We start from the raw sequence: 19572 nt of genomic DNA, 5'->3' as shown, positions 1-19572 counted from the left end.
GGCTCCGGATATTATAATATTTCTCGCTCTCATCAATGAAGCCTCATAAGGGCTATCTATTATGAACGTCCTATTTTGTTGAAATTCATAAAATTCGAGAGCAGTTCATCTTAGCTGATGTGCCCTACCAATCCCATAGATTCCAGCTTGAGCAGCAATTGCTGGATTGCCTGCTCGGGCGACAATTCGGCCGCATCAACAATCATCTCTGGATCGACCGGAATCTCATAAGGATCGTCGATACCAGTGACACCGTTGATCAATCCCGCCCGTGCCTTGACATATAGCTCTTTACGGTCCCGAGCTTCACAAATACTAAGAGCTGTGGATACATAAACCTCGACGAACCCGCCGTATGTCTCGATAATCTCTCGTACGTACCGGCGTGTTGCTGCATAAGGTGCGATAGATGCGCAGACGGCAATCCCTCCATTCTTGGTAATTTCACTGGCTACGAAACCAATGCGACGCACGTTCAAATCACGATGCTCCTTGGAATAACCCAGTTCGCTGGACAAATGTATGCGCACGACATCGCCATCAAGCAGTGTTACAGGCCGCCCCCCCGTTTCCATGAGTTTTACTACCAGCGCATTGGCCAAAACCGACTTGCCAGCCCCTGACAAACCAGTGAAAAACACTGTGAAACCTTGCTTGTATCTTGGCGGATGTGTACGACATAACTCGTCTTTGATTTCAGGATAAGTAAACCACTCAGGGATGTCCAAGCCACAACGCAGACGTCTTCTCAATTCCGTCCCGGAAATTGACTTAACCGTCTCCTTTTCATCGACTTCAGTATCCGGCACATATTCAGCACGTTCCTCAACATACACCAATGTCTGAAATGGAACGATTTCTATTCCCAACTCATCTCGATATTTCAGCAGTAGTGAGTGAGCATCATATGGACCATAGAATTCGCAACCTTTGCTGTCTTTGCCCGGACTAGCATGATCACGCCCAACGATAAAATGCGTACAGCCGTAATTTCGGCGAATAATAGCGTGCCACAGCGCTTCTCGTGGTCCGCTCATTCGCATCGCCAACGGCAGCAACGACAGCATGCTCGTTTGTATCGGCAATCGGCGTAAGGCATGTTGATAACATCTGACTCGCGTGTAATGGTCTACATCGCCTGGTTTGGTCATGCCGACTACAGGGTGCAGGAGCAGATTTGCCTCAACCTGTTGTGCCGCCCGCAGAGTAAGTTCAACATGCGCACGGTGCATTGGGTTTCGCGTCTGAAAAGCTACTATGCGCGACCATCCACGCCTGGCGAACTCCTCACGTAACTGCCGTGGCGTGAAACGCAGAGCTTTGAAATCAAAATGAATTGGCTCAAAAACCCCGATCAACCGCCCACCGAGATAAATATTTCCCACCCTTTCGTGCAGATAGCTAACTCCGGGGTGCGCACGATCAATCGTCCCGAATACCGCCTCGGATTCTCTAATCTTATCCGGTCTCCAATGCTCGGCTACCTCCATCACAGCCACCAGCATCCCTTCGGTAGTTCTCAGCGCTATGCGCTCGCCTTCGTGTACCTTTTCCGCAAAGATCTCATTTACATCCAATGTCACAGGGATCGGCCATAATGTGCCATCAGCAAGCCGCATCTCGGTCAGTACACGGAGATAATCCTTTTGCAACATGAATCCTTCCAGCGGTGAAAACCCTCCACACAGAAGTAACTCCACATCACAGAGCTGTCTGTGGTTTAGCGTCCAACTCCGCAAAGTCAGCGCTTCGGCCTCCGCTCGGCCGCTAGCGTCCTGATCGTAGAGATCCTTCAGTGATCCACCATAGGGAGTTATGAGTTGATTCATCAATTGCCACCTCTGTTAAGGCCTGTTCACACTAACCTGAATCCGTATTTTCGCATGCAGCCTTCAACATGATTCGTTAACATTTCGTATCGCCACATGAATGAGCTGCAACGGTTGTGTTTTTTGAATAAAAACTGACATCATTATTGTTGGCAGACGGAAATGATGTCGATTCAACGTATTCTGCGCACACTGATCCTGTAACTACGCCAGTTTGGCCACGCTTATCGGCCTGTAACTACTCAGCTAATTCTCAGAGATCGCCAGAGCAAAAGCCGGTAGCTTGCGATCGAATACTAGGCGCAACGCCTCCGAAGCCGTGACCCCCTGCTTTCGGCAGGTCGATAGATATCCCCGTATGCGGCAAAACATCGCGGCACCCTCCAGGCTGCGGAAGCAGCCGGAGATCTTCTGCTGCACTTTGGTCATACGGATATCGTTCTCCGCCTGATTGTTCGTGAACGGCACATTGACGTCCACCATGAAACGCAGCACATCGTCTTCATAGGCCATCAGACGCTCCAGCAGATTGCGGGCCTTGCTCCGCTTGATCCGCCCCCGAGGCTTGTTGTCGGGTGGTTTTTCCGGCTCAGGGCATTCCAGTTGCCCCGCCTCGAGCACATCTCGGTAGCGCTGCCGGTAAGCATTGGCCTCGGTCAGCGGCAGGATGCCGCCAGCGTTCTCGACGGCCTGATGAATCTCTCTGAGCAGCTTGCCCATCGCTTCCGCCCATTGTTGTCCGTCCTGCTCGAATGCTCGTTCCAGTTCGCGCAGGTGGTGGGCATTGCACAGGGCATGGGTGCAGTCCCGATAACGGTAATAGGGTTTCCAATGGTCATGACACAGCACACCGCGGAACCGTGGCAGGATCCCGATCGCGTCCATCGCCTCCTGGCCTCGCTTACTGTGGACCTGATAATGCGTCCAATCAGCATTGGACAGACCATGCAGCCAATGGCGTTTGCCATCAATGTTGACCCCGGTCTCGTCGGCATGAGCGGACACGGCTTTGGCCAATGCCGTTTTGCTGATCGCCTCAAAGGCCGCCAGGCGGGTAAATGCCTCGCGATTGAAGTTCACCAGTGAACCATCGCTCAAAGGGATGCCCAACTGATCGGCAAAGTAATCCTGGATCCGCTTGTAGGGCAAGAGCTGATATTGGGACAGATAGACGGCATGGGCCTTGAGGCCGGAACCATACTGCACCTTCTTATCCACCCCTTCCGGGAATGAAGCCACAAAACGTTGGCCTGATTCATTCTCCAGGATCTGCGCCCGATACTCGGTCACGATCCGGCTGATGTCGATATCAAAAACCTGGCGAGTCTCGAAACCCGCCTCGGTATAGCAGCCTTTCGGCAAGCGACGACGATCGATCTTGAGGACCTCGATCTCATCGGGATGCTCGACCGGGCGCAAGGTCTTGCCCACGTGCCCCGGCTGGCCACCGGAAGGTCGGCTTGAGCGCACACGCTGGCTGCGTGGCCGATTGGGATCCGATGCCGGCGGCTGACTGCTGTTGCGGCTATTGAGCCCGAGACGGTTGAGTAACACGACGAACAACATGAGCATCATCTCGATACTGGCGCGGAGTGCCGGAGATAGGTCTTTCTCCTGCTCCAGTTGCGCCCTGACCTGTGCCAGGGTGATCTCGATATCGACGCCGTCGATCCGCACGCAAGACTGCTCCAAAGAAGTAATGAAGCTATTATCTCACGGGTTTTGAAGTGCCAATTTTCTCGTTTGTAAGGCGATCTGGCGGCGTAAAATAATTGACTGACGGTGGGGCAGTGCCTCGCGTGATGTCGCAAGGAAGACTACGCCTCTGTCGCTTTCGGAGACCAATAATCGCACTCGTTACAGCGCCGCCATATTTTCAAAAAAACTACCAAAAACCCTGTCAAGTACTTTTTGTAATTATTTTCACTGAGTAGTTACATCGGCCTTTCTTTATCCATAGGCCAGTTTCTGATACACCGTTTCAAAGGCCTGAAGTGAACGGCAACCTTTGCCAAAGCCTATCTTGATGTAGCGCGATGTTCGGATGATGCGTGCGGCAACATACATCAGCTCTTGCATCACTGTCTTGATCCGTCGCCTTTTCGCTTTGTTGCGTTTCGGAGACGTTGGACCCAACAAGCCGTTTTGCCCAATCCAGCGCAGGATATTGTAGGCCAGCACACTGGCTCCCAATACCAACGCATTGGTGGCGAATTTCCCGGAGGGCAAGCGTTCGATATCCATGTCAGTTTTAAATTCGCTGTGGAACTGTTCCGATGTACCATGATCCGCATAAAGCTGAATGATATCGCCTTCACTGATGTCCAGGCTTGTCCACCATCCTTCAAGATCAATCTCGGGAACCAGCAATATCTGCCCCTGTTTATCAATGGTTCTTTCAGTTAGACGAATGACCTGCCGTACCGAATACTCATAACCTTGCCATTGCCGCGAAACCTGCAGACTGAAAGTGGCTATCCGCTTGCCTTCCCGTGGCTCTTCCCATCGTCCTTTTTGTTCCGCAAGCTCAAGCCAATAGGCTTTATCCTGTTTGCGGGGATTCCATTTGATGAGGAAATCAACAGGGGACTGGGTTTTATGGTCTTCGCTGTGCTCGAGGATGACGTCGATGTTCTCGATGGAATCGTTGCCGCCATCGAGCCTGAGCAAAAGGGGCTGCGTTGTGATTTCCCGGGCCTGTCGCAAGGTCTTTGCCAGCAAGGCCGGTGTGTCTTTCTGGCAATGCTGCTTGCCTTCACGAAAGTCAAAGCCGATACAATAGCCTTCCTGGCCGAGGTATACCGCCATGGGGGCAAACCCGTCATGTCCCTTATAGGTTCTCGATACGCCTTCTTTGTGGCTGCCCGAATTATCCATCGGGGTCACATCGGCATCGATCGGAATATGTCCGGTGGGCAAGGGCCGTAGCGTAGGTTGGATATTGCTCAGAAAATCCCGGCTGGCTCTCTCGACGATGGGCAAAAAGTGTTCCGCATGTTTATCCATGCGTTGGCGCAGTGTCGCTTCGCAAGGGATGTCATTGATATCCATCGCGCTCATGAAATAGAATTCACTCTCAATGGTATTGATGGCCTCAAAATCGCTTTTTCCGATACTCAGTAATGCCAGGTAGCTCTTGATGACATCAGAATGCTTGATGCCATGGCGTAACGGGATGCTTGCATCCAGCTGGCTACTCAGCTTCGTGTGGCGTTTTATGGCCTGACCGATCAGTGCCAGGCCACTGTGGCTGATGATATCTGCATCTGATTGTTCAATTTTGAAGCGCTTCATTTTTTCACTGACTGAGTGACCTTTTCGAGAGCGTCTATTTTAGCAATATAGCCTATAAATTACGGCTATTTATCACATCATAATGGCCTGCTAAGTTACGGATTCAGGACTAAGTAATACGTCAACGCTCAGTGGGAAGTAAATGAAGAATATGAAGATGACAGCGAGTTTGTCGAAACGAGAGAAAATCCATCTGAATCCCTTGAGGCGACGGAACAGCCTCTCCACTTCGTTGCGATTTTCCTACGCGCCTCGGTGATGGGGAATTCGATATATTGTTGTTCGATTGCAACCTTGAGCGGCAGCGATCTTTGCCGAACAGCTGCGCCAAGCTCAACACGCGGCTGACTGATCAATTTCAACGATCACCGCCAGCATCGGAGTGGCACACCCTGTGCGATGCGGACGTGATGATCGAAGCGCTCTACCAGGCCGCTGACCAAACATTGTATGCCGCCAAGGACGCAGGACGCGACCGCTTGCTATTCGCAGTCCCCCAGCACGGTGTCAGGTCGCTCTCCAAGGGAACACATTAAAGTCAAGATCGATATCCTGGGCGGTAAGATGTCAATTAGACACTTGCATCTGCGCGGTTCAGTGAGTCTCCAATGGCGACTGCGGGAACGAAATGAATCTTTCAACAGGCGGATTCGTGCCCATGACGTTGGCGCGACACGACGCATTTCCTCCGATGCCTTTCCTAGCCGGATCGTAATCGGTACGACCGTCATCATTTGATAAGATTCGCGTTTCGTTGTGTCAGTCTTGGAGATTGTCCGTTGATCGCGCTCAATGACCGCCTGTTCCTGCTGATCAACGCAGGGGCGCCCCGTCGCCCAGGCTGCTGGATTTCGGTTTGTTCTGTGCCGAATAGCCGGCACTGCTGACGGCAGCACTGTTCGTGATGCTGTGGATCCGGCTGACACATCCCAGTTGATGCGTCGCATTGATCACCACGACGACTGTGATGCTGATCGGAGTCCTCGGCCCGCTGTACTGTCATCCGAGGTCGTTCATGAACGATCTCGGTCATCAAGACCTGCCGTATCTGGCCCATAATGCCTTTCCCAGCGACCACGCACCCTTCATGTGGAGCCTAGGATTCGCGTTGATGGCATTGAGACTTCTGCGTCGCTGAGGGCTGATATTGTCGTTGGGCGGGTTTGCTATGGCCTGGGCACGGATTTACGTCGGCGTGCATTTACCGCTCGACAGGCTCGAGCTTTCCTGGCCAAGTTGCTGCATCGACCGGTAGCGCGATTGGCGCTGCCGCTTTTCGGCAGACCCACTGTACCGACGCTATATTGCACGCTGCATCTGCCACCGAAGGCGTTCCCACGCCAATCCTGCTAACAAATAGCTGAAATGTAACCCTGCTCGTCATCGGAGTAACAAGAGGCCCGCATGCTCGATCATTGGTTAATGTCCATAATGCCGGCGATTCAGGCGCTGCACGGCTGGATTTACTGGATCGCGCTACTCGCGGCGCTGGCCGAGACAGTGCTTGTCGTTGGTCTGTTCTTGCCAGGATCGACCCTGTTGCTGTTGTTGGGAGCACTTTCGGCCAGCCCGGGCGGTCCGAGCTTTATCGGTATTCTGCTCTTCGCCGTCGTCGGGGCAACCTTGGGTGATAACGTCAACTACTGGCTGGGACGCCGCTACGGACAACGCTGGACGCGCGAGGGTTTGTGGCTGCTGCGTCGCGAACACATTGAAAAAACACACACATTCTTCGCACGGCATGGCGGCAAGAGCGTGTTTCTGTCGCGTTTCATCCCCAGCCTCAAGGAAGTTGCACCCTTTGTGGCCGGAACGGCCGGCATGTCGCCCCGCTGGTTCTTGCTGTGGAACTTGCTCGGCGCGCTCGGCTGGGGTCTGCAGTGGGTCGGCGCCGGCTATGTGTTCGCCCGTTCCCTCAATCTGGCCCAGCAATGGCTGTCGCGCAGCGCCATCGCCATCGCACTGCTCGCTCTGTTCGTGCTGCTGCTGTGGTATCTACGCCGGACCATGCTGCGCCACGGCCCGGCTTGGTGGGCTGCAGTCGTCGCGACCGTGCAAGCTTTCGCCCAGGTACTGCGCGACAACCCGCAGATCGAGGCCTTGCGCGGCAGGCATCCGCGCCTGTTCGGTCTGCTCGCCGCGCGTCTCGACCGGCGCCGTTTCGAGGGCCTGCCGCTGACCCTGATAAGCGCGGCTTTCATCTATCTGGCATTGTTGTTCAGCGGCTTGGTCGAGGACGTGCTCGCCTCGGATCCGATCGTTGCTCTAGACCACAGCGTCGCCGAACTCGTCGCTGCCCTGCGCACGCCGGCCTCGATCACGGCGGCGGTCTGGGTCAGCGGGCTCGGCGTCTGGCCGGTGGTACTGGCGATTCTGCTGGCGGCCGGACTCTGGTTGTGGCGCTCGCAGCGGCGCACCTATCTGCTGCCATTGCTGATGTCGGTCGGCGGTAGCACGGCCTTCACCTTTGCCGGCAAGCTAGCGCTGCACCGGCCGCGTCCGTTAGACGCCGCCGTGCATGTAGCGAGCTACGCCTTCCCCAGCGGTCATGCCACGGTGGCGGTGAGCCTGTTCGGTTTTCTTGCCTACATCGGTCTGCGCGAGCTGCGCCGCTGGCCGGCGCGGGTTAATCTGTTCTTCGCTTGGATGGTGCTGGCGTTGCTGATCGGCGCGAGCCGCGTGGTGCTGGACGTGCATTACCTGAGCGACATTCTCGGCGGCTATCTGGTCGGCGGCATGTGGCTGCTGGCTGCCAGCGGCTGGACCGAGTGGCTGCGCACGCGTTGCCCACTGGCGCCTGCCCGCGTGGGCACCCTGCCTGTCTTGGTCGGTCTGCTACTGATCAGCGTGGTTTATGCAGTGTCGACAGTGATGTATCCGCCACACCCGTCGCAGCCGGCACCGGTGGAGCAGGTCGTGCAAACCTTGCCGCAAGCCATCGAACCCTTTCTCACCGCCCACCTACCGCGCGAAGTGCGCACGGCACTGGGTACGCCGGCCCAGCCGCTCTCGCTGGCGCTGCTGGCCGGTAACGAAACACAACTGAGCGTCCAGCTTGCGGCAAGTGGGTGGCGAGCGGCCGATGGGTCGAGTGTCGGTGCGCTATGGCGGCTTTGGCGTCAGGGCTTGGACGATCTGCGCGCATCGCCTTCCCCGCTGTTTTGGCGGGGAGAACTTTACGCGCTGGCGTTCAATCATGGGGCAAAGCAGGGCAAGGCTCGGCTGACGCTGGTCCTCGTGCTGTGGCGCACGCCGTATCGCACCCAAGCTGGGCAATGGCTGTGGGTCGGCGTGGTTCGCGCCTATGACGGGATGCACTGGTATCCGGCCCGGCGCCTCGCGCCGAGCCTTGACGCGGCCCGGATGCGCGCGTTGCGGACACTACGCAACCACGGCTGTCTGAGCAACAGCCGGTCATTTCCCTGGGTGGCACCGCAGATCGGATACTCTTTGATCGGCGACCCGTTTTTCACCGATGGTCGATTGATACTGTCATGGCTGAATGCAACATGCCGCGTGCCAGCCGGGCCTTGACCGACGGTCGTAGCCGGGACTACACAAATCAAGCTGACCGCTTCGGCCACCGCCATCACACACAGGAAATCTTCGTGAAACAACCCAAGAACAGCATTGCCACCGTCGCCTCGCGCCTGATGAAGTTCGCCGAACGCCCACCATGGGCGCAGTCGTTGCGCGGTCATTGGCATGCCTACATCGCGCTTGCGGCCGAATTGCTGGATTGGGAACCGGAGGACGTGGCCGACGAACTCGACGCGCTCGGACTGCAAGGAATAGCGTTCGGCATGATATTCGAGGCTTTCGCCACCCACCGCGACAAAATCAGCTGCTCGTTCCTCGCGGACTATCTCAAGCGGGTCGGCTGGCGCGAGTCCGCTCCGGCGCGGCAGTATATCCAGACGCTGCGCGACAGTACCCTCGGCCTGTATGAGATTCTCGAAGTACATCGCGACAAGGGCTTTCTGCTGCGCGATCTACTGGATTCCGACGCTGAACCTCAGTTCGTGGACGAGCGCAGCGCCACGCATCACCTGGCCCGCTGGGACATCGTTGCCGCTCGCGTGCTGCCGGTGCTCAAACGCCGCCAGTTCAGCGGCGGCTTGCTGCCAATCCGGCGCGAAACTTATTTGCGCGTGTTGCGGCCGGAATGGGAGGAATCACGCGACGAACTCGAAGCACGGGCCGAATTCTTTCGCAGCCTGCCGGCCATCAGCGCCAGCCTGTGGCTGGTCGACGCCATCGAACAGGCCCAGGTGCCGTTGCCGGAATTGCGCAATTACGATGGCGAGCCGATCCTGCCAGGCACAGCGCAGCTGCCACTTCGCACCCCGGCCGACTCGGTCGCCGCGGTGCTGGACGCCGCCGCCGACTGGGTGCGCGCCGGCGATGACCCGCCATTCTGGAACTGGCTGGGAGGTGCGCCCGACGTGCCAGCTGCTCCCCCGCCCGAGCAGGATACGGGACTGATCTTTCAGAGCTATACCGATTCAAACGCACCGGTGCGCGGCGGAGCCGAATTGCAGGCCAACCGCCTGATCTTCACCGCTCTGTCCGCTGCGCGCATGGAGCGCGGACTGACGCGACTGCGCGCGTTGCTCGGCGCTGCACTAGGCGAAGCCCTGGTCAAATACGACAACCTGCAGGATACCCAGGCGCGCAAACACGCCGAGCCCGTTGACATCTCGCCGAAAGACGATACCGTCCCGCCCGAAATCGACGCGTCACTCATCCAAGAGATGCTGGATCGGCATTACCGCGCGGTGATCGACCAGCCCGTTCCCATGCTCGACGGCCTGACGCCGCGCCAGGCGGCTATCGATCTCCATACCCGCAAGCGCGCCCTTGAATGGCTCAAGGCCCTGGAAAACCATGAAGACCGGCGCAGCGCACGCGACGGTCAGACGCCTTACGATACCCGCTGGCTATGGACGACACTGGGGCTGAACAGGAACGATCAGATCCGATGAGCCCGTCCGTATCAGCGTCGCCCGGGTAGCCCGCTCGAAGGCGCTTGCTGCAGTCAATCATTTCGAAGTGCCATGCATTCGCCTCTTTCATTCTAATATTCTTTGGATTATTATCCTCGCATGACTGAGCGTGAAATCAAAGATTTGCTTTATGCACAGGTGGCCCGCATTGGCAAGGCGGTTGCCAGCCCCAAGCGTCTGGAACTAATCGAACTGCTTGCCCAGGCGGAGAAATCCGTCGATCAACTGGCAGCCGAGGCGGAGATTTCTGTCAAGCTGGCCAGCGCGCACCTCAAGGAACTACGCCAGGCCCGTTTGGTCGAGACACGGCGGGAAGGCAAGCGCGTGTTTTATCGTCTCGCTGATCGTAGTGTGGCGGATTTCTGGGTGAGTATCCGATCACTGGCCGAGGCGCATTTACTGGAACTGAAGAATGCGCTCGCCAGGATGTCGGAACAGACGGCAGAACTGACCCCGATCAACCGTGCGCAGATGCTTGAGCTAGCCAGGCGGGGCGAGGTTGTCGTACTGGACGTGCGTCCCGAGACGGAATTCGCTGCAGGTCACCTGCCGTATGCGCTCTCCATGCCACTTGCCGAAGTACGCAAACGCCTGGCGGAACTGCCGCACGACAAGCCCATCGTGGCGTATTGCCGCGGGCCATTCTGCGTGATGGCCAAGGAGGCCGTGACCTTATTAAGCCGGGAAGGTTACCGGGCCTCGCGCCTGGAAGACGGCGTAGCGGAGTGGCGGGCGCAAGGTCTACCGGTCGAGGCAAGGCTGTGCCCTGTGTTCGATGACTAATGCGGGCAAACCAACCATTGACAGCCGGCCGCAAAACTATCTCATTGAGGAGGATGGATCATGTTTTTCAGACAACTACCCACCAAGGATGCCACCCTGTCCTACCTGTTCGGCTGCGGTTCCTGCCACGTGGCCGTGGCCATCGACCCCGTGCTGGGAGACGAAGATTGGTTCATTGAGGAAGCCCGCAAGCAGGATGTTCGTATCACGCATGTTATCGATACGCATATTCATGCCGACCATTACTCCGGCGGCCGCCCGCTGGCCGAACGCAGCGGCGGCACGTATTGCCTGCATGAGGCGAACCTAGGCAACGTGCAATTCGGTTTCGAGCCGTTGGCGGATAAACAGCGCATCGAGGTAGGCAACGTCGCCATTGACGTGCTGCACACACCAGGTCATACCCCAGATTCGGTATGCCTTCTGGTCACCGACAAGCGCCGTGGCGATCAACCCTGGTTTGTGTTGACCGGAGACACGCTGTTCGTGGGTGCAGTGGGTCGCCCCGATCTTGCGGGCAGAGAAGTTGAAATGGCCGGCCAACTCTGGGACAGCCTGCATGGAAAATTACTGGATCTACCCGATGAAACGGAAATCTATGCAGGACATGTGGCGGGTAGCGTGTGCGGCGCCGGCATTTCGGGCAAACCCGGCTCGACGCTCGGTTTCGAGAAGCGCTGGAACCCATTGTTGAGCTTGTCCCGAGATGCCTTTATCGAAGCCTTGACCCAGGAAATCCCGCCACGTCCCGCCGAAATGGATCGCATGGTCGAGGTCAATCTGGGACTCAAACCGGCCCCCTCCGTAACAGCTTGAGGCATTACGATGAATTTCGATTCCGCCTCGAGTCAGGACGAAGCCCACCGGCGCGGCATACGTCTCAATGCCCCGCAATTTCTCATGCAGACCCTGCAGGTGGTGTTCGTCGGTCTGACCCTGGGCACCGAGCGTACTGTGCTGCCAACATTATCTGCCGATTTCGGTGTTACCAAAGGAGCCTTTCTGTGGCTGGCCTCCTTCGTCATCGCCTTCGGTTTCGTCAAGGGCCTAGTGAATTTCGCTGCCGGTGCCATGGCTGATCGCATCGGCCGCAAAAGGGTGCTGCTGCTCGGCTGGCTGGCGGCCTTACCTATCCCATTCCTGTTGCTGTACGCGCAGAACTGGGGCTGGGTTGTCATCGCGAACGTCTTCCTCGGCATCAGCCAGGGACTGGCCTGGTCCGTCACCGTGATCAGCATGGTGGATCTGGCGCGTACAGATCAAAGAGGTCTCGCGGTGGGGATCAATGAGTTCGGTGGGTATGCCGCCATGGGCGTAGCCGGGCTGGCGACAGGTATCCTGGCGGCCACTTACGGTCCGCGAGTCGCACTGTTCGGGTTTTCACTGGGGGTGATTCTGCTCGCCGCTCTGACTACCCTCTGGTTTGTGCGCGAGACGCGGGGATTCGCCCATGCCGAGAGCCGCGCTCACCGGGAAGGACGCCACGACGGCCCGAAAGCGCGGATTCCGCAAACCCGCACCGAAGAACCCGGAGCTTGGGAGATCTTCCTGCTGGTGTCATTCCGCCACCCCACCCTGCGCGCGCTCAGCCAGGCAGGCGTGACCAACAAGGTGGCCGATACGCTGGTATGGATTCTGTTTCCGCTCTATCTGCATCAGCGTGGTCTTGGCCTGGTGGGCATCGGCTGGGTGACCGGCGTCTACGCAGCAGTATGGGGCGCTTCGCAATTGTGGAGTGGGCCGCTGTCCGACCGCATCGGTCGCAAGTGGCTGATCGCCTGGGGCCTGTGGCTTGTAGCGCTGGGCGTTCTGGGTGTGTTACTGCTCGACGGGCTTGCTCTGTGGCTCGCCAGCGCCGTGGTCATGGGTATCGGGATGGCCATGCTCTATCCCAACATCATCGCAGCGGTCAACGACATCTCAGACCCCAGATGGCGCGGTGCGTCCCTGGGTGCCTATCGCTACTGGCGTGACACGGGTTATGCCATCGGCGGACTGATTCTTGGCGGGGTCGCCCAGCTCACCGACCATGTCACGCCCGCATTCTGGGTCACCCTGGTGCTGTTGCTGCTGTCCGGCGCCTGGGTAGCTTTCGGCAGCGTGGAAACTCATCCGCGGATCAACCCAGCGGCAACACCGAACGATGTGTTGTAAAGGGTATTCCTGTGGAATAAGAAACGCGCCCTGCCAGGGCTTAGCTGAAATGGATAATAACTTTTCGAGCACTCATCGGCGGCCAGGAAGTAAAGTGCAATCGCCGGTTTTTTACTCGGGGGTTATATGAAAAAAAAGGTCGTCATTGCAGGCAATGGATTCGCTTCTCTGTTTTTCATCATGTACTTTCTTGCTAGTCCCGTCTTCCCCTTCTTTGCCTGGTTCATTCGGAGAATCCATTCCCGCTATGATATCACCGTGATCGGAAACGGAGTATTCGTATACAGTCCGGCAATCCCTGGATTTCTGACTGGAAAACGGAACAAAGCAGGCATTACGGTCGACATTCGTCCCTTCCTGCAGCGGAGAAACATTCGGTTTGTCGAAGGCCAGGTGACTGATGTGCGGGATGATGGAAGAACGGTGATCACGGACCGGGGAACGTACACGAATGACGTCCTCTTTCTCGGTACGGGTCCATCTTTCAGGAAAGATGATATCCCAGGAACGGAGGAGCACACCTATTCTCCTTGTTATGGACCCGATGACATGGAGCGTTTCATGGCTAAGCTAGCGACGCTAGACGGCGGGATCGTCTATGTCGGATTCAAAATTAACAAGACTGACGGTTTTGTCGCCGGACGCACCGGGCCGATGTATGAGTGCGTCTGTCTTCTGGATTATGCCTTGAGAAAGAGAGGAGTTCGTGATCAGTTCGAGATTCATTTTTTTTCTCCCAATCGAAATCCAGGAGAAAAAGGTGTGCTCACCGACCGGCTCCGAGAGCGGGAGATCATCCTTGACGACGGGTATGCTCCTGTTGAATTCGTCGAGGGGGGCATGGTCAATCCGGACGGCACTTTCCGTAAAGCTGATCTGGTGCTCTATTCGCCGGAAATGACTGGCCCAAAATTCGCGAAACAGTCCTGCCTTCCCATTTCTGTGGGAGGCCACCTTGATGTCGATCGATATGGGCAAGCCAGGGGATTACATAATGTGTTTGCCGCAGGCGATTGCGCCAGTCATGAAACCCCTCCTCCATGGGTGCCGCATCAGGCCCATATGGCACAGCTACGTGCCAAAGCGGCGGCGCGAAACACGAAGGCCGTACTAGCCGGAAAGGGCGCAACCAATCGCTATCGCCACGAACTTTCGTGCATACTGGATATGGAGAATGATGCGCTATGGATGCACGTCTCTGAAGACGGCAAACCACCATTCTGGAATATTTTTCCTAGACGCTCAAAAATACTGATTCGCGTTAAAGGGTCGTTCGAGCGGATATTCCTATTTTATCTTCGGCATTTATGACGATCACTGAAATCAGAAACTTACTCAGCAGTCAGTAATATAGGCAACACTTGGATGCCTGAAGAACGAGCGGATCAGATTCGGCTGTGCGGCCATGTTGGCGAGTTGAAACTGGATGCGATCTTCCAGACGTTATCCGGCACGCAACGGCCGGCGGGCATTGCCCGTGCGCTTGGCGTGGCTCCAGACCAGCTCGTCGGGATTGAGTTCGGGGGCATAGTCGGGCAGGAAGTGCAACGTCAACTGGCCCTTTGACTGGGCGACATAGGTTTTGACGGCGCGGGTCTTGTGCGCAGGCAGATTATCGAGGATCAGATGCAGCGGCTTGCGTCGGCCGCGCATCAGGCGCTGTAGGAAGGTCACGAACAGGTCGTCGTTCAAGCCGCCCTTGTAAGTCGCGAACCAGAACGCCCCCTTGGCACTGACCGCCGAGGCGGCACTGATCCCTTGCCGTTGTCCGGGCACCGAGACGACCGGCGTGTATCCTTTGGCGCCCCAGGTCTTGCCGTGCACCGAGTCGGCACGAAAACCCGACTCGTCCCAAAAATAGATGTCGGCCTTGTCCCGCTTGGCCTGGCGGGCAATCGCCGGATAGGTTTCCCGTTGCCAGCGCTCGATCGCGTCAGGATCCCACTGATACGCGCGCTGGAGTGGCTTTTGCGCGGTCAAGCCGACCCGCGCCAGCAACGCGCCCACTGAGGCCAGGCTCAGCGAAACCCCCAATCGCTGTGCGATCAGTTCGCGCACGATCTGGCGGGTCCAAAAACCGAAGTCGAAGCCATATTGCCGCGGGTTCTTGCCGTTGACCCACCGGAACACTTGCCGCTCCTGGGCATTGCTCAACTTCCGGCGCCGTCCGGGTGCCCGCCGCAACTGCAGGGCCCGCTTGCCTTGGCCGCGCGCCTTCAGCCGTACCTTGTACGCCCACGTCCGGTGCATCCCGAACGAGGCCGCGATCGCGGCCGGCGATTCGCCCTCCGCCATCCGCTCCAGCGCCATGAAGCGCATCGCTTCCAGCGTCTCGCGAGTCAATGTCCGGCCATCGTTCTTCATACCTAATTATGACCGCATGAAGACATCATTTGTTCCCTAATCTACCGACTTATGAGTAAATCGTCCGAAGCGCAGTACCGTGCTGGGCAACACCAACAGATTCAATATCGCAGATGTCATTAATCCGCTCAAGATGACGATTGCCATGGGGCCATCAATTGCATTACCTGGAGCCTGGCGGCCCACAGCTAACGGCAAAAGACCGAACGCTGTTACTAAAGTAGTCATCAAAATTGGGGCGAGCCGTTCCTGTGCCCCCCGTATGGCCAACGCTTTGTTCCAGCGTTCCCCTTCTACATATACCAGATGTTCATAGTGAGCAATCATCATCATCCCATTGCGCAGCGTGATACCAAACAAGGTAACAAAGCCCACCATGCCTCCCATCGATAGGGTGCCCCCAAATACGACAAATATACCTAGAACGCCACCAATCAAGGCGAATGGGATATTGGCGAGGATCAGGGCAAGGTTGCGCATGCTGGTCAGCACCAAGGACAGCAGCAGCACGATGAAAACAGCTGCGATGAGGGACGTGAGAAGCAATCGAGTGGTTGCTCGTTTTTGCTCCTGCGCGCTTCCTGCGAACTCCAAGTAAGCCCCGTGAGGTAGCTCGAGCTTACTGTCGAGCGCGGCCTTTGCGGCCCTAACGAAAGAGGCGATGTCACGCCCGGCCACACCAGAGGTAACCGTAATCACGCGTCGACCGCCTTCGTGAAGGATTGCCTTTGGTCCGCTCGTGGCATAGATCATCGCCACATCACGAAGTGGCACCGTCACACCATCGCTGGCGCGTAGCAGTAGATTCCCGATAATCGATGGATCTCGTCGCTGAGAGGATGGCAGACTTACTGTGACATCGAAGATACGATCCCCGGTATAGATCTGCCCAACGACATCACCGCCGTAGGCCGTGTGCAACGTGTCCAGCACGTCCACAGGGTGCAGTCCCCAGCGTGCCAATGCGCTTGGCTCCAGACGGATTACAAGCGAAGGGCTATTCGGTTGCGACTGCATTTGCACGCCCGTGGCTCCCGGAATCGTGCGTAAAATAGCCGCGACCTGACGTGCCATGGAGCCAAGCTGGTTCAGCTTCAAGCCAAACACATGTACCACCACCGGTGCTCTCTGGCCGGAAATGGTCTCTTGGATGCGGGCAGACAGGAACGTCTTAACCGCGAAAGTAGCACCGGGGATGGCGTCGACCACATTCTGTATAGTTTGTCGTGCTGTTACGATTGCTGGACCGCCCATCGGCTTGAGAGCAACGTCGAACTCGCTGGTATTGGTGCCTAGGACATCGTGAGATTCCGGCGCCCGTCCCACGTGTTGTGTCACAGACTCTACGAACGGTAATGCTTCAAGGTGAGCGGACACGATCTTGCCCATACGTAGGGACTGCCCAAGCGATGTGCCCGCCGTCATGACCATATGGATGATGTAGTGACCTTCCTTGAGTTGTGGGATAAAGCGGGCACCGAAAAAAGGCAAAGCACTGGCGCCCAGCAGAACCATGAGTAACACTGCCGCGAAGACCCACCGATAATGGCGATCTATCCGCAAAAGCACATAGCGGTAACCTGGCTTGATCCAACGTATGAGGGGCGGTTCGCGGCTGGGGATAGACCCACGGGCTAACCAAAACATGCACAGCACCGGTGTTACAGTCAACGCCACGAGCAATGAAGCCAATGTGGCCAGCACGTAGGCATACCCCAACGGCGCAAACAAACGGCCGGCAACTCCAGGCAATGTCATCACTGGCACGAACACCATGGCGATGGCCAGGGTCGCATAGACTACGGCGCTACGAACCTCCAGAGTTGCATCACGAATGACTCGCAACGTGCTACGTGGTGCACTCTGGGCATTATTTTCGCTCAACCTGCGGTAGATGTTCTCCACCGTGATTACCGCGTCGTCTACCAACAGACCGATTGCTATTGCCAATCCGCCTAACGTCATCGTATTGAGGGTGTAACCGAACATCTGCAGAAGCAGAGTTGCGGTCAGTAGCGACAAAGGAATGGCGGCCAGAGAGATGAGTGCGGTCCGCCAGTTAAAGAGGAATAGAAACAACATGATTGCCACCAGCACACCACCGATGGTCAGCGCACTTCCGAGATTGCCGACGGCTCGATGTACGAAGCTTGCGGGCCTGAAAAGATCCGGCCAGAGCTTTATGTGCTGTTTAGCGAGCACAGGTTCGAGGGCGTGTAAGGCCGCGTCCACGCGTCGTGTCACCACCAGCGTGTTAGTGCCGTATTGTGCCCAGACAAGAATTTGCACACCGGGGTGACCGTCAATCGAGGCAGCCCCTACCGGAGGTGCCGGGGCATATGTGACCGTCGCTACGTCACCCAGTGTGACTGGAACGCCGTGCCGCATGGCAACGATTGCCGTCGCTAAGCGGGCGGGGTTTGTGGCTTGGCCTTCGGCCTGTATCTGGATACGTTGGTTGGGTGTATCAATGAAACCCGCGGCGCGAATTCCGGTGGCCAAGCTGGTGGCATGTGCGATCTGGGCGATTGACAGCCCGTAATGCTCTAAAGCGACAGGATGGAGTTGGACCTGTAACTGGCGCACTTGGCCACCGAAGACCACTGCATCGGACACACCCTTGATGGCCAGGAGCCGGCGTCTCACCGTCCACTGGGCGACGGTATGCACGTCCATCAATGATCGTGTCTTGGAAGTGAGCCCGAATATCAGCACCTTCCCCGTCGACGAGGTCAACGGTGTCATTGTGGGCGTCTCAGCCCCTGATGGGAGTTGGTTGGCCACATTAGCTAGCCGTTCGGCAACGAACTGTCGGTCAAGATAAACGTTCGTGTTCTGGCCGAAGGTTACTTTGATGACTGAGATGCCAGCGGTGGAAACCGAGCGCATCGAGGCGATACCGATCACCCCATTGATCACATTTTCGATCGGCGTGGTAACCAACTTCTCGACCTGACGGGGAGAGAACCCCGGGGCCTGCGTTTGAATAACCACTTGGGGTGGCGCGAACTCAGGGAAGACGCTGTATTGCGCATGTGTAAGCTTGAAACCACCATAGATCGCCAATATTGCAGCTAACGTGATTGCCACCCCGCGATGATGCAGAGACCATGTAACCAACTGCTTCAGCATCGTTTAGCGTCCCCTCAGTCGTCGTCGCCAGGTGGCGACGACGACTCGCCCTGCTGTTGTTGGATGGAAAACAGCGTTTGTGCTCCCTCGGTAACAATAACGTCGCCCGGACCAGGGGTATTGGGTTCGAACCAGCCATCTCGGGTCGGGTAACGTGTCGATATAGGCTCGCGCCGATATGTATTTGTATCGCTGCGCATGAATATCCAGGCCGAAGAACCGGACCAGATCACAGCTGTCCGCGGCACGATAACGCCATCCATCTTTGGTCCATGAGGAATGAGACCGACCACGCCGGTGCCATAGGCAAGTCGGTCTTTGACCTGAATCGTCCAGGCGTAAAACGCAATTCCCTGTAACCCCTGCCCTAAGGTCGGAGCAACGGAAATCCAGGTAGCCGGGATTCTGGCTCCATCAATCGTGACGAGAGTAATGCTATTTTTAGGTGAAGTGATCCGCGTGCGCCCTGGCAGTGTAAGTCGTATAAGACGTGCCTCACCTGCAGCTAACTGCCTCAGGTGTCGCGAGCCCGGGGTTAGCCAATTGCTGATCACCGATCCCCACTCGGCACTCGCAGATGCGCGCACCACCATGAGACCCATCTTTGCCTTCTGCAGTGCGGCATGATCGGCTTGCCAACGTGCTTGTGCGCTTTGCACTTGGTGATACGCGACATTTGCATGCAGAGCATACAACCTCCGCAAACGCCGGTACTCTGCATCGGCCGCCGCAGTAGTAACACGCATCGCCACAAGGGTCTGTCGTGCGTCGATTACAGTGCGCGCAGTGGCTATCAGGCTCGCCCCCGAGATCACGCGGCCGTAAGCGGTCCACGATGGTCGCCAAGACTGTCGGCGCAATTTCTCGGTGCGCAAGCTTATGGTCCGGGACATCCGTGGCGTCACTACCACCGACAGCGATGCCACACCCTGAAGAGTGGCATAGACCGGCAGCGGCAGTATCAGTACAGCAATGAACAGAACTGAGTAAAAGGTCCGCATCATGGAAAG

At 56.9% G+C, this 19572-nt stretch carries 13 protein-coding genes and 1 pseudogene; 8 read left to right on the top strand and 6 right to left on the bottom strand.

Annotation, left to right across the window (positions count from 1 at the left end; all coding sequences use genetic code 11):
• Window positions 1–110 precede the first annotated feature (110 nt).
• From BJI67_RS08025 to BJI67_RS08015, 3 genes are all read right to left on the bottom strand, one after another.
• On the bottom strand, window positions 111–1829 hold the full coding sequence (locus BJI67_RS08025; protein WP_070072590.1) for a bifunctional sulfate adenylyltransferase/adenylylsulfate kinase: 1719 nt from the start codon (window positions 1827–1829) through the stop codon (window positions 111–113).
• Window positions 1830–2075: 246 nt separating this feature from the next.
• Entirely contained in the window at window positions 2076–3506 is a 1431-nt protein-coding gene (tnpC, locus tag BJI67_RS08020; RefSeq protein WP_070071668.1) for an IS66 family transposase, read from the bottom strand.
• 273 nt (window positions 3507–3779) lie between these two features.
• Window positions 3780–5123, bottom strand: a complete 1344-nt coding sequence (locus BJI67_RS08015; RefSeq protein WP_070072589.1) for an IS1380 family transposase — start codon at window positions 5121–5123, stop codon at window positions 3780–3782.
• Window positions 5124–5398: 275 nt separating this feature from the next.
• Here BJI67_RS08015 and BJI67_RS18275 point away from each other — a divergent pair, with 275 nt between their 5' ends.
• The 8 genes from BJI67_RS18275 to BJI67_RS07985 all read left to right on the top strand — a co-directional run bounded on the left by BJI67_RS18275 (window position 5399) and on the right by BJI67_RS07985 (window position 14377).
• Window positions 5399–5659 carry a hypothetical protein gene (locus tag BJI67_RS18275; protein WP_197512896.1) on the top strand — a complete coding sequence of 87 codons (261 nt, stop codon included), beginning with the start codon at window positions 5399–5401 and terminating at the stop codon, window positions 5657–5659.
• Window positions 5660–6090: 431 nt separating this feature from the next.
• Window positions 6091–6261, top strand: a complete 171-nt coding sequence (locus tag BJI67_RS17400) for a phosphatase PAP2 family protein (protein WP_156782077.1) — start codon at window positions 6091–6093, stop codon at window positions 6259–6261.
• 293 nt (window positions 6262–6554) lie between these two features.
• Window positions 6555–8657, top strand: a complete 2103-nt coding sequence (locus tag BJI67_RS08010; RefSeq protein ID WP_070072588.1) for a bifunctional DedA family/phosphatase PAP2 family protein — start codon at window positions 6555–6557, stop codon at window positions 8655–8657.
• Window positions 8618–10108 carry a hypothetical protein gene (locus tag BJI67_RS08005; RefSeq protein ID WP_156782076.1) on the top strand — a complete coding sequence of 497 codons (1491 nt, stop codon included), beginning with the start codon at window positions 8618–8620 and terminating at the stop codon, window positions 10106–10108. The genes BJI67_RS08010 and BJI67_RS08005 overlap by 40 nt, the downstream gene beginning before the upstream one ends.
• A 120-nt stretch (window positions 10109–10228) precedes the next feature.
• Window positions 10229–10912, top strand: coding sequence for an ArsR/SmtB family transcription factor (locus tag BJI67_RS08000; protein WP_070072586.1), 684 nt, complete (start codon window positions 10229–10231; stop codon window positions 10910–10912).
• 60 nt (window positions 10913–10972) lie between these two features.
• Complete coding sequence (locus tag BJI67_RS07995) at window positions 10973–11728, top strand: MBL fold metallo-hydrolase (protein ID WP_070072585.1); 756 nt, start codon at window positions 10973–10975, stop codon at window positions 11726–11728.
• A 9-nt stretch (window positions 11729–11737) separates the two neighbouring features.
• Window positions 11738–13066, top strand: coding sequence for an MFS transporter (locus tag BJI67_RS07990; protein WP_070072584.1), 1329 nt, complete (start codon window positions 11738–11740; stop codon window positions 13064–13066).
• A 126-nt stretch (window positions 13067–13192) separates the two neighbouring features.
• Window positions 13193–14377, top strand: a complete 1185-nt coding sequence (locus BJI67_RS07985) for an NAD(P)/FAD-dependent oxidoreductase (protein WP_070072583.1) — start codon at window positions 13193–13195, stop codon at window positions 14375–14377.
• 24 nt (window positions 14378–14401) lie between these two features.
• Here the strand turns inward: BJI67_RS07985 and BJI67_RS07980 are convergent.
• The 3 genes and pseudogenes from BJI67_RS07980 to BJI67_RS07970 form a co-directional block, all read right to left on the bottom strand.
• Window positions 14402–15430, bottom strand: a pseudogene (locus tag BJI67_RS07980) (IS630 family transposase).
• A 36-nt stretch (window positions 15431–15466) separates the two neighbouring features.
• The gene (locus BJI67_RS07975; protein WP_070072582.1) at window positions 15467–18562 is read right to left on the bottom strand and encodes an efflux RND transporter permease subunit; all 3096 of its coding nucleotides are present in this window, start codon (window positions 18560–18562) and stop codon (window positions 15467–15469) included.
• A 14-nt stretch (window positions 18563–18576) separates the two neighbouring features.
• Window positions 18577–19566, bottom strand: a complete 990-nt coding sequence (locus BJI67_RS07970) for an efflux RND transporter periplasmic adaptor subunit (RefSeq protein WP_070072581.1) — start codon at window positions 19564–19566, stop codon at window positions 18577–18579.
• Between the last annotated feature and the right edge of the window lie 6 nt (window positions 19567–19572).

Source organism: Acidihalobacter aeolianus (genome assembly GCF_001753165.1).
Lineage (GTDB): Bacteria > Pseudomonadota > Gammaproteobacteria > DSM-5130 > Acidihalobacteraceae > Acidihalobacter > Acidihalobacter aeolianus.
The sequence above is the reverse complement of the archived record's forward strand: the minus strand, read 5'-3'. Positions and strand labels throughout refer to the sequence as shown.

What these genes read in the sequence shown, in the direction of transcription:
- BJI67_RS08025 (WP_070072590.1), bottom strand. Translation starts at nt 1,829, where the DNA reads ATGAATCAACTCATAACTCCCTATGGTGGATCACTGAAGGATCTCTAC.
- BJI67_RS08015 (WP_070072589.1), bottom strand. Translation starts at nt 5,123, where the DNA reads ATGAAGCGCTTCAAAATTGAACAATCAGATGCAGATATCATCAGCCAC.
- BJI67_RS17400 (WP_156782077.1), top strand. Translation starts at nt 6,091, where the DNA reads ATGCTGATCGGAGTCCTCGGCCCGCTGTACTGTCATCCGAGGTCGTTC.
- BJI67_RS08010 (WP_070072588.1), top strand. Translation starts at nt 6,555, where the DNA reads ATGCCGGCGATTCAGGCGCTGCACGGCTGGATTTACTGGATCGCGCTA.
- BJI67_RS08005 (WP_156782076.1), top strand. Translation starts at nt 8,618, where the DNA reads ATGGCTGAATGCAACATGCCGCGTGCCAGCCGGGCCTTGACCGACGGT.
- BJI67_RS08000 (WP_070072586.1), top strand. Translation starts at nt 10,229, where the DNA reads ATGACTGAGCGTGAAATCAAAGATTTGCTTTATGCACAGGTGGCCCGC.
- BJI67_RS07995 (WP_070072585.1), top strand. Translation starts at nt 10,973, where the DNA reads ATGTTTTTCAGACAACTACCCACCAAGGATGCCACCCTGTCCTACCTG.
- BJI67_RS07990 (WP_070072584.1), top strand. Translation starts at nt 11,738, where the DNA reads ATGAATTTCGATTCCGCCTCGAGTCAGGACGAAGCCCACCGGCGCGGC.
- BJI67_RS07985 (WP_070072583.1), top strand. Translation starts at nt 13,193, where the DNA reads ATGAAAAAAAAGGTCGTCATTGCAGGCAATGGATTCGCTTCTCTGTTT.
- BJI67_RS07975 (WP_070072582.1), bottom strand. Translation starts at nt 18,562, where the DNA reads ATGCTGAAGCAGTTGGTTACATGGTCTCTGCATCATCGCGGGGTGGCA.
- BJI67_RS07970 (WP_070072581.1), bottom strand. Translation starts at nt 19,566, where the DNA reads ATGATGCGGACCTTTTACTCAGTTCTGTTCATTGCTGTACTGATACTG.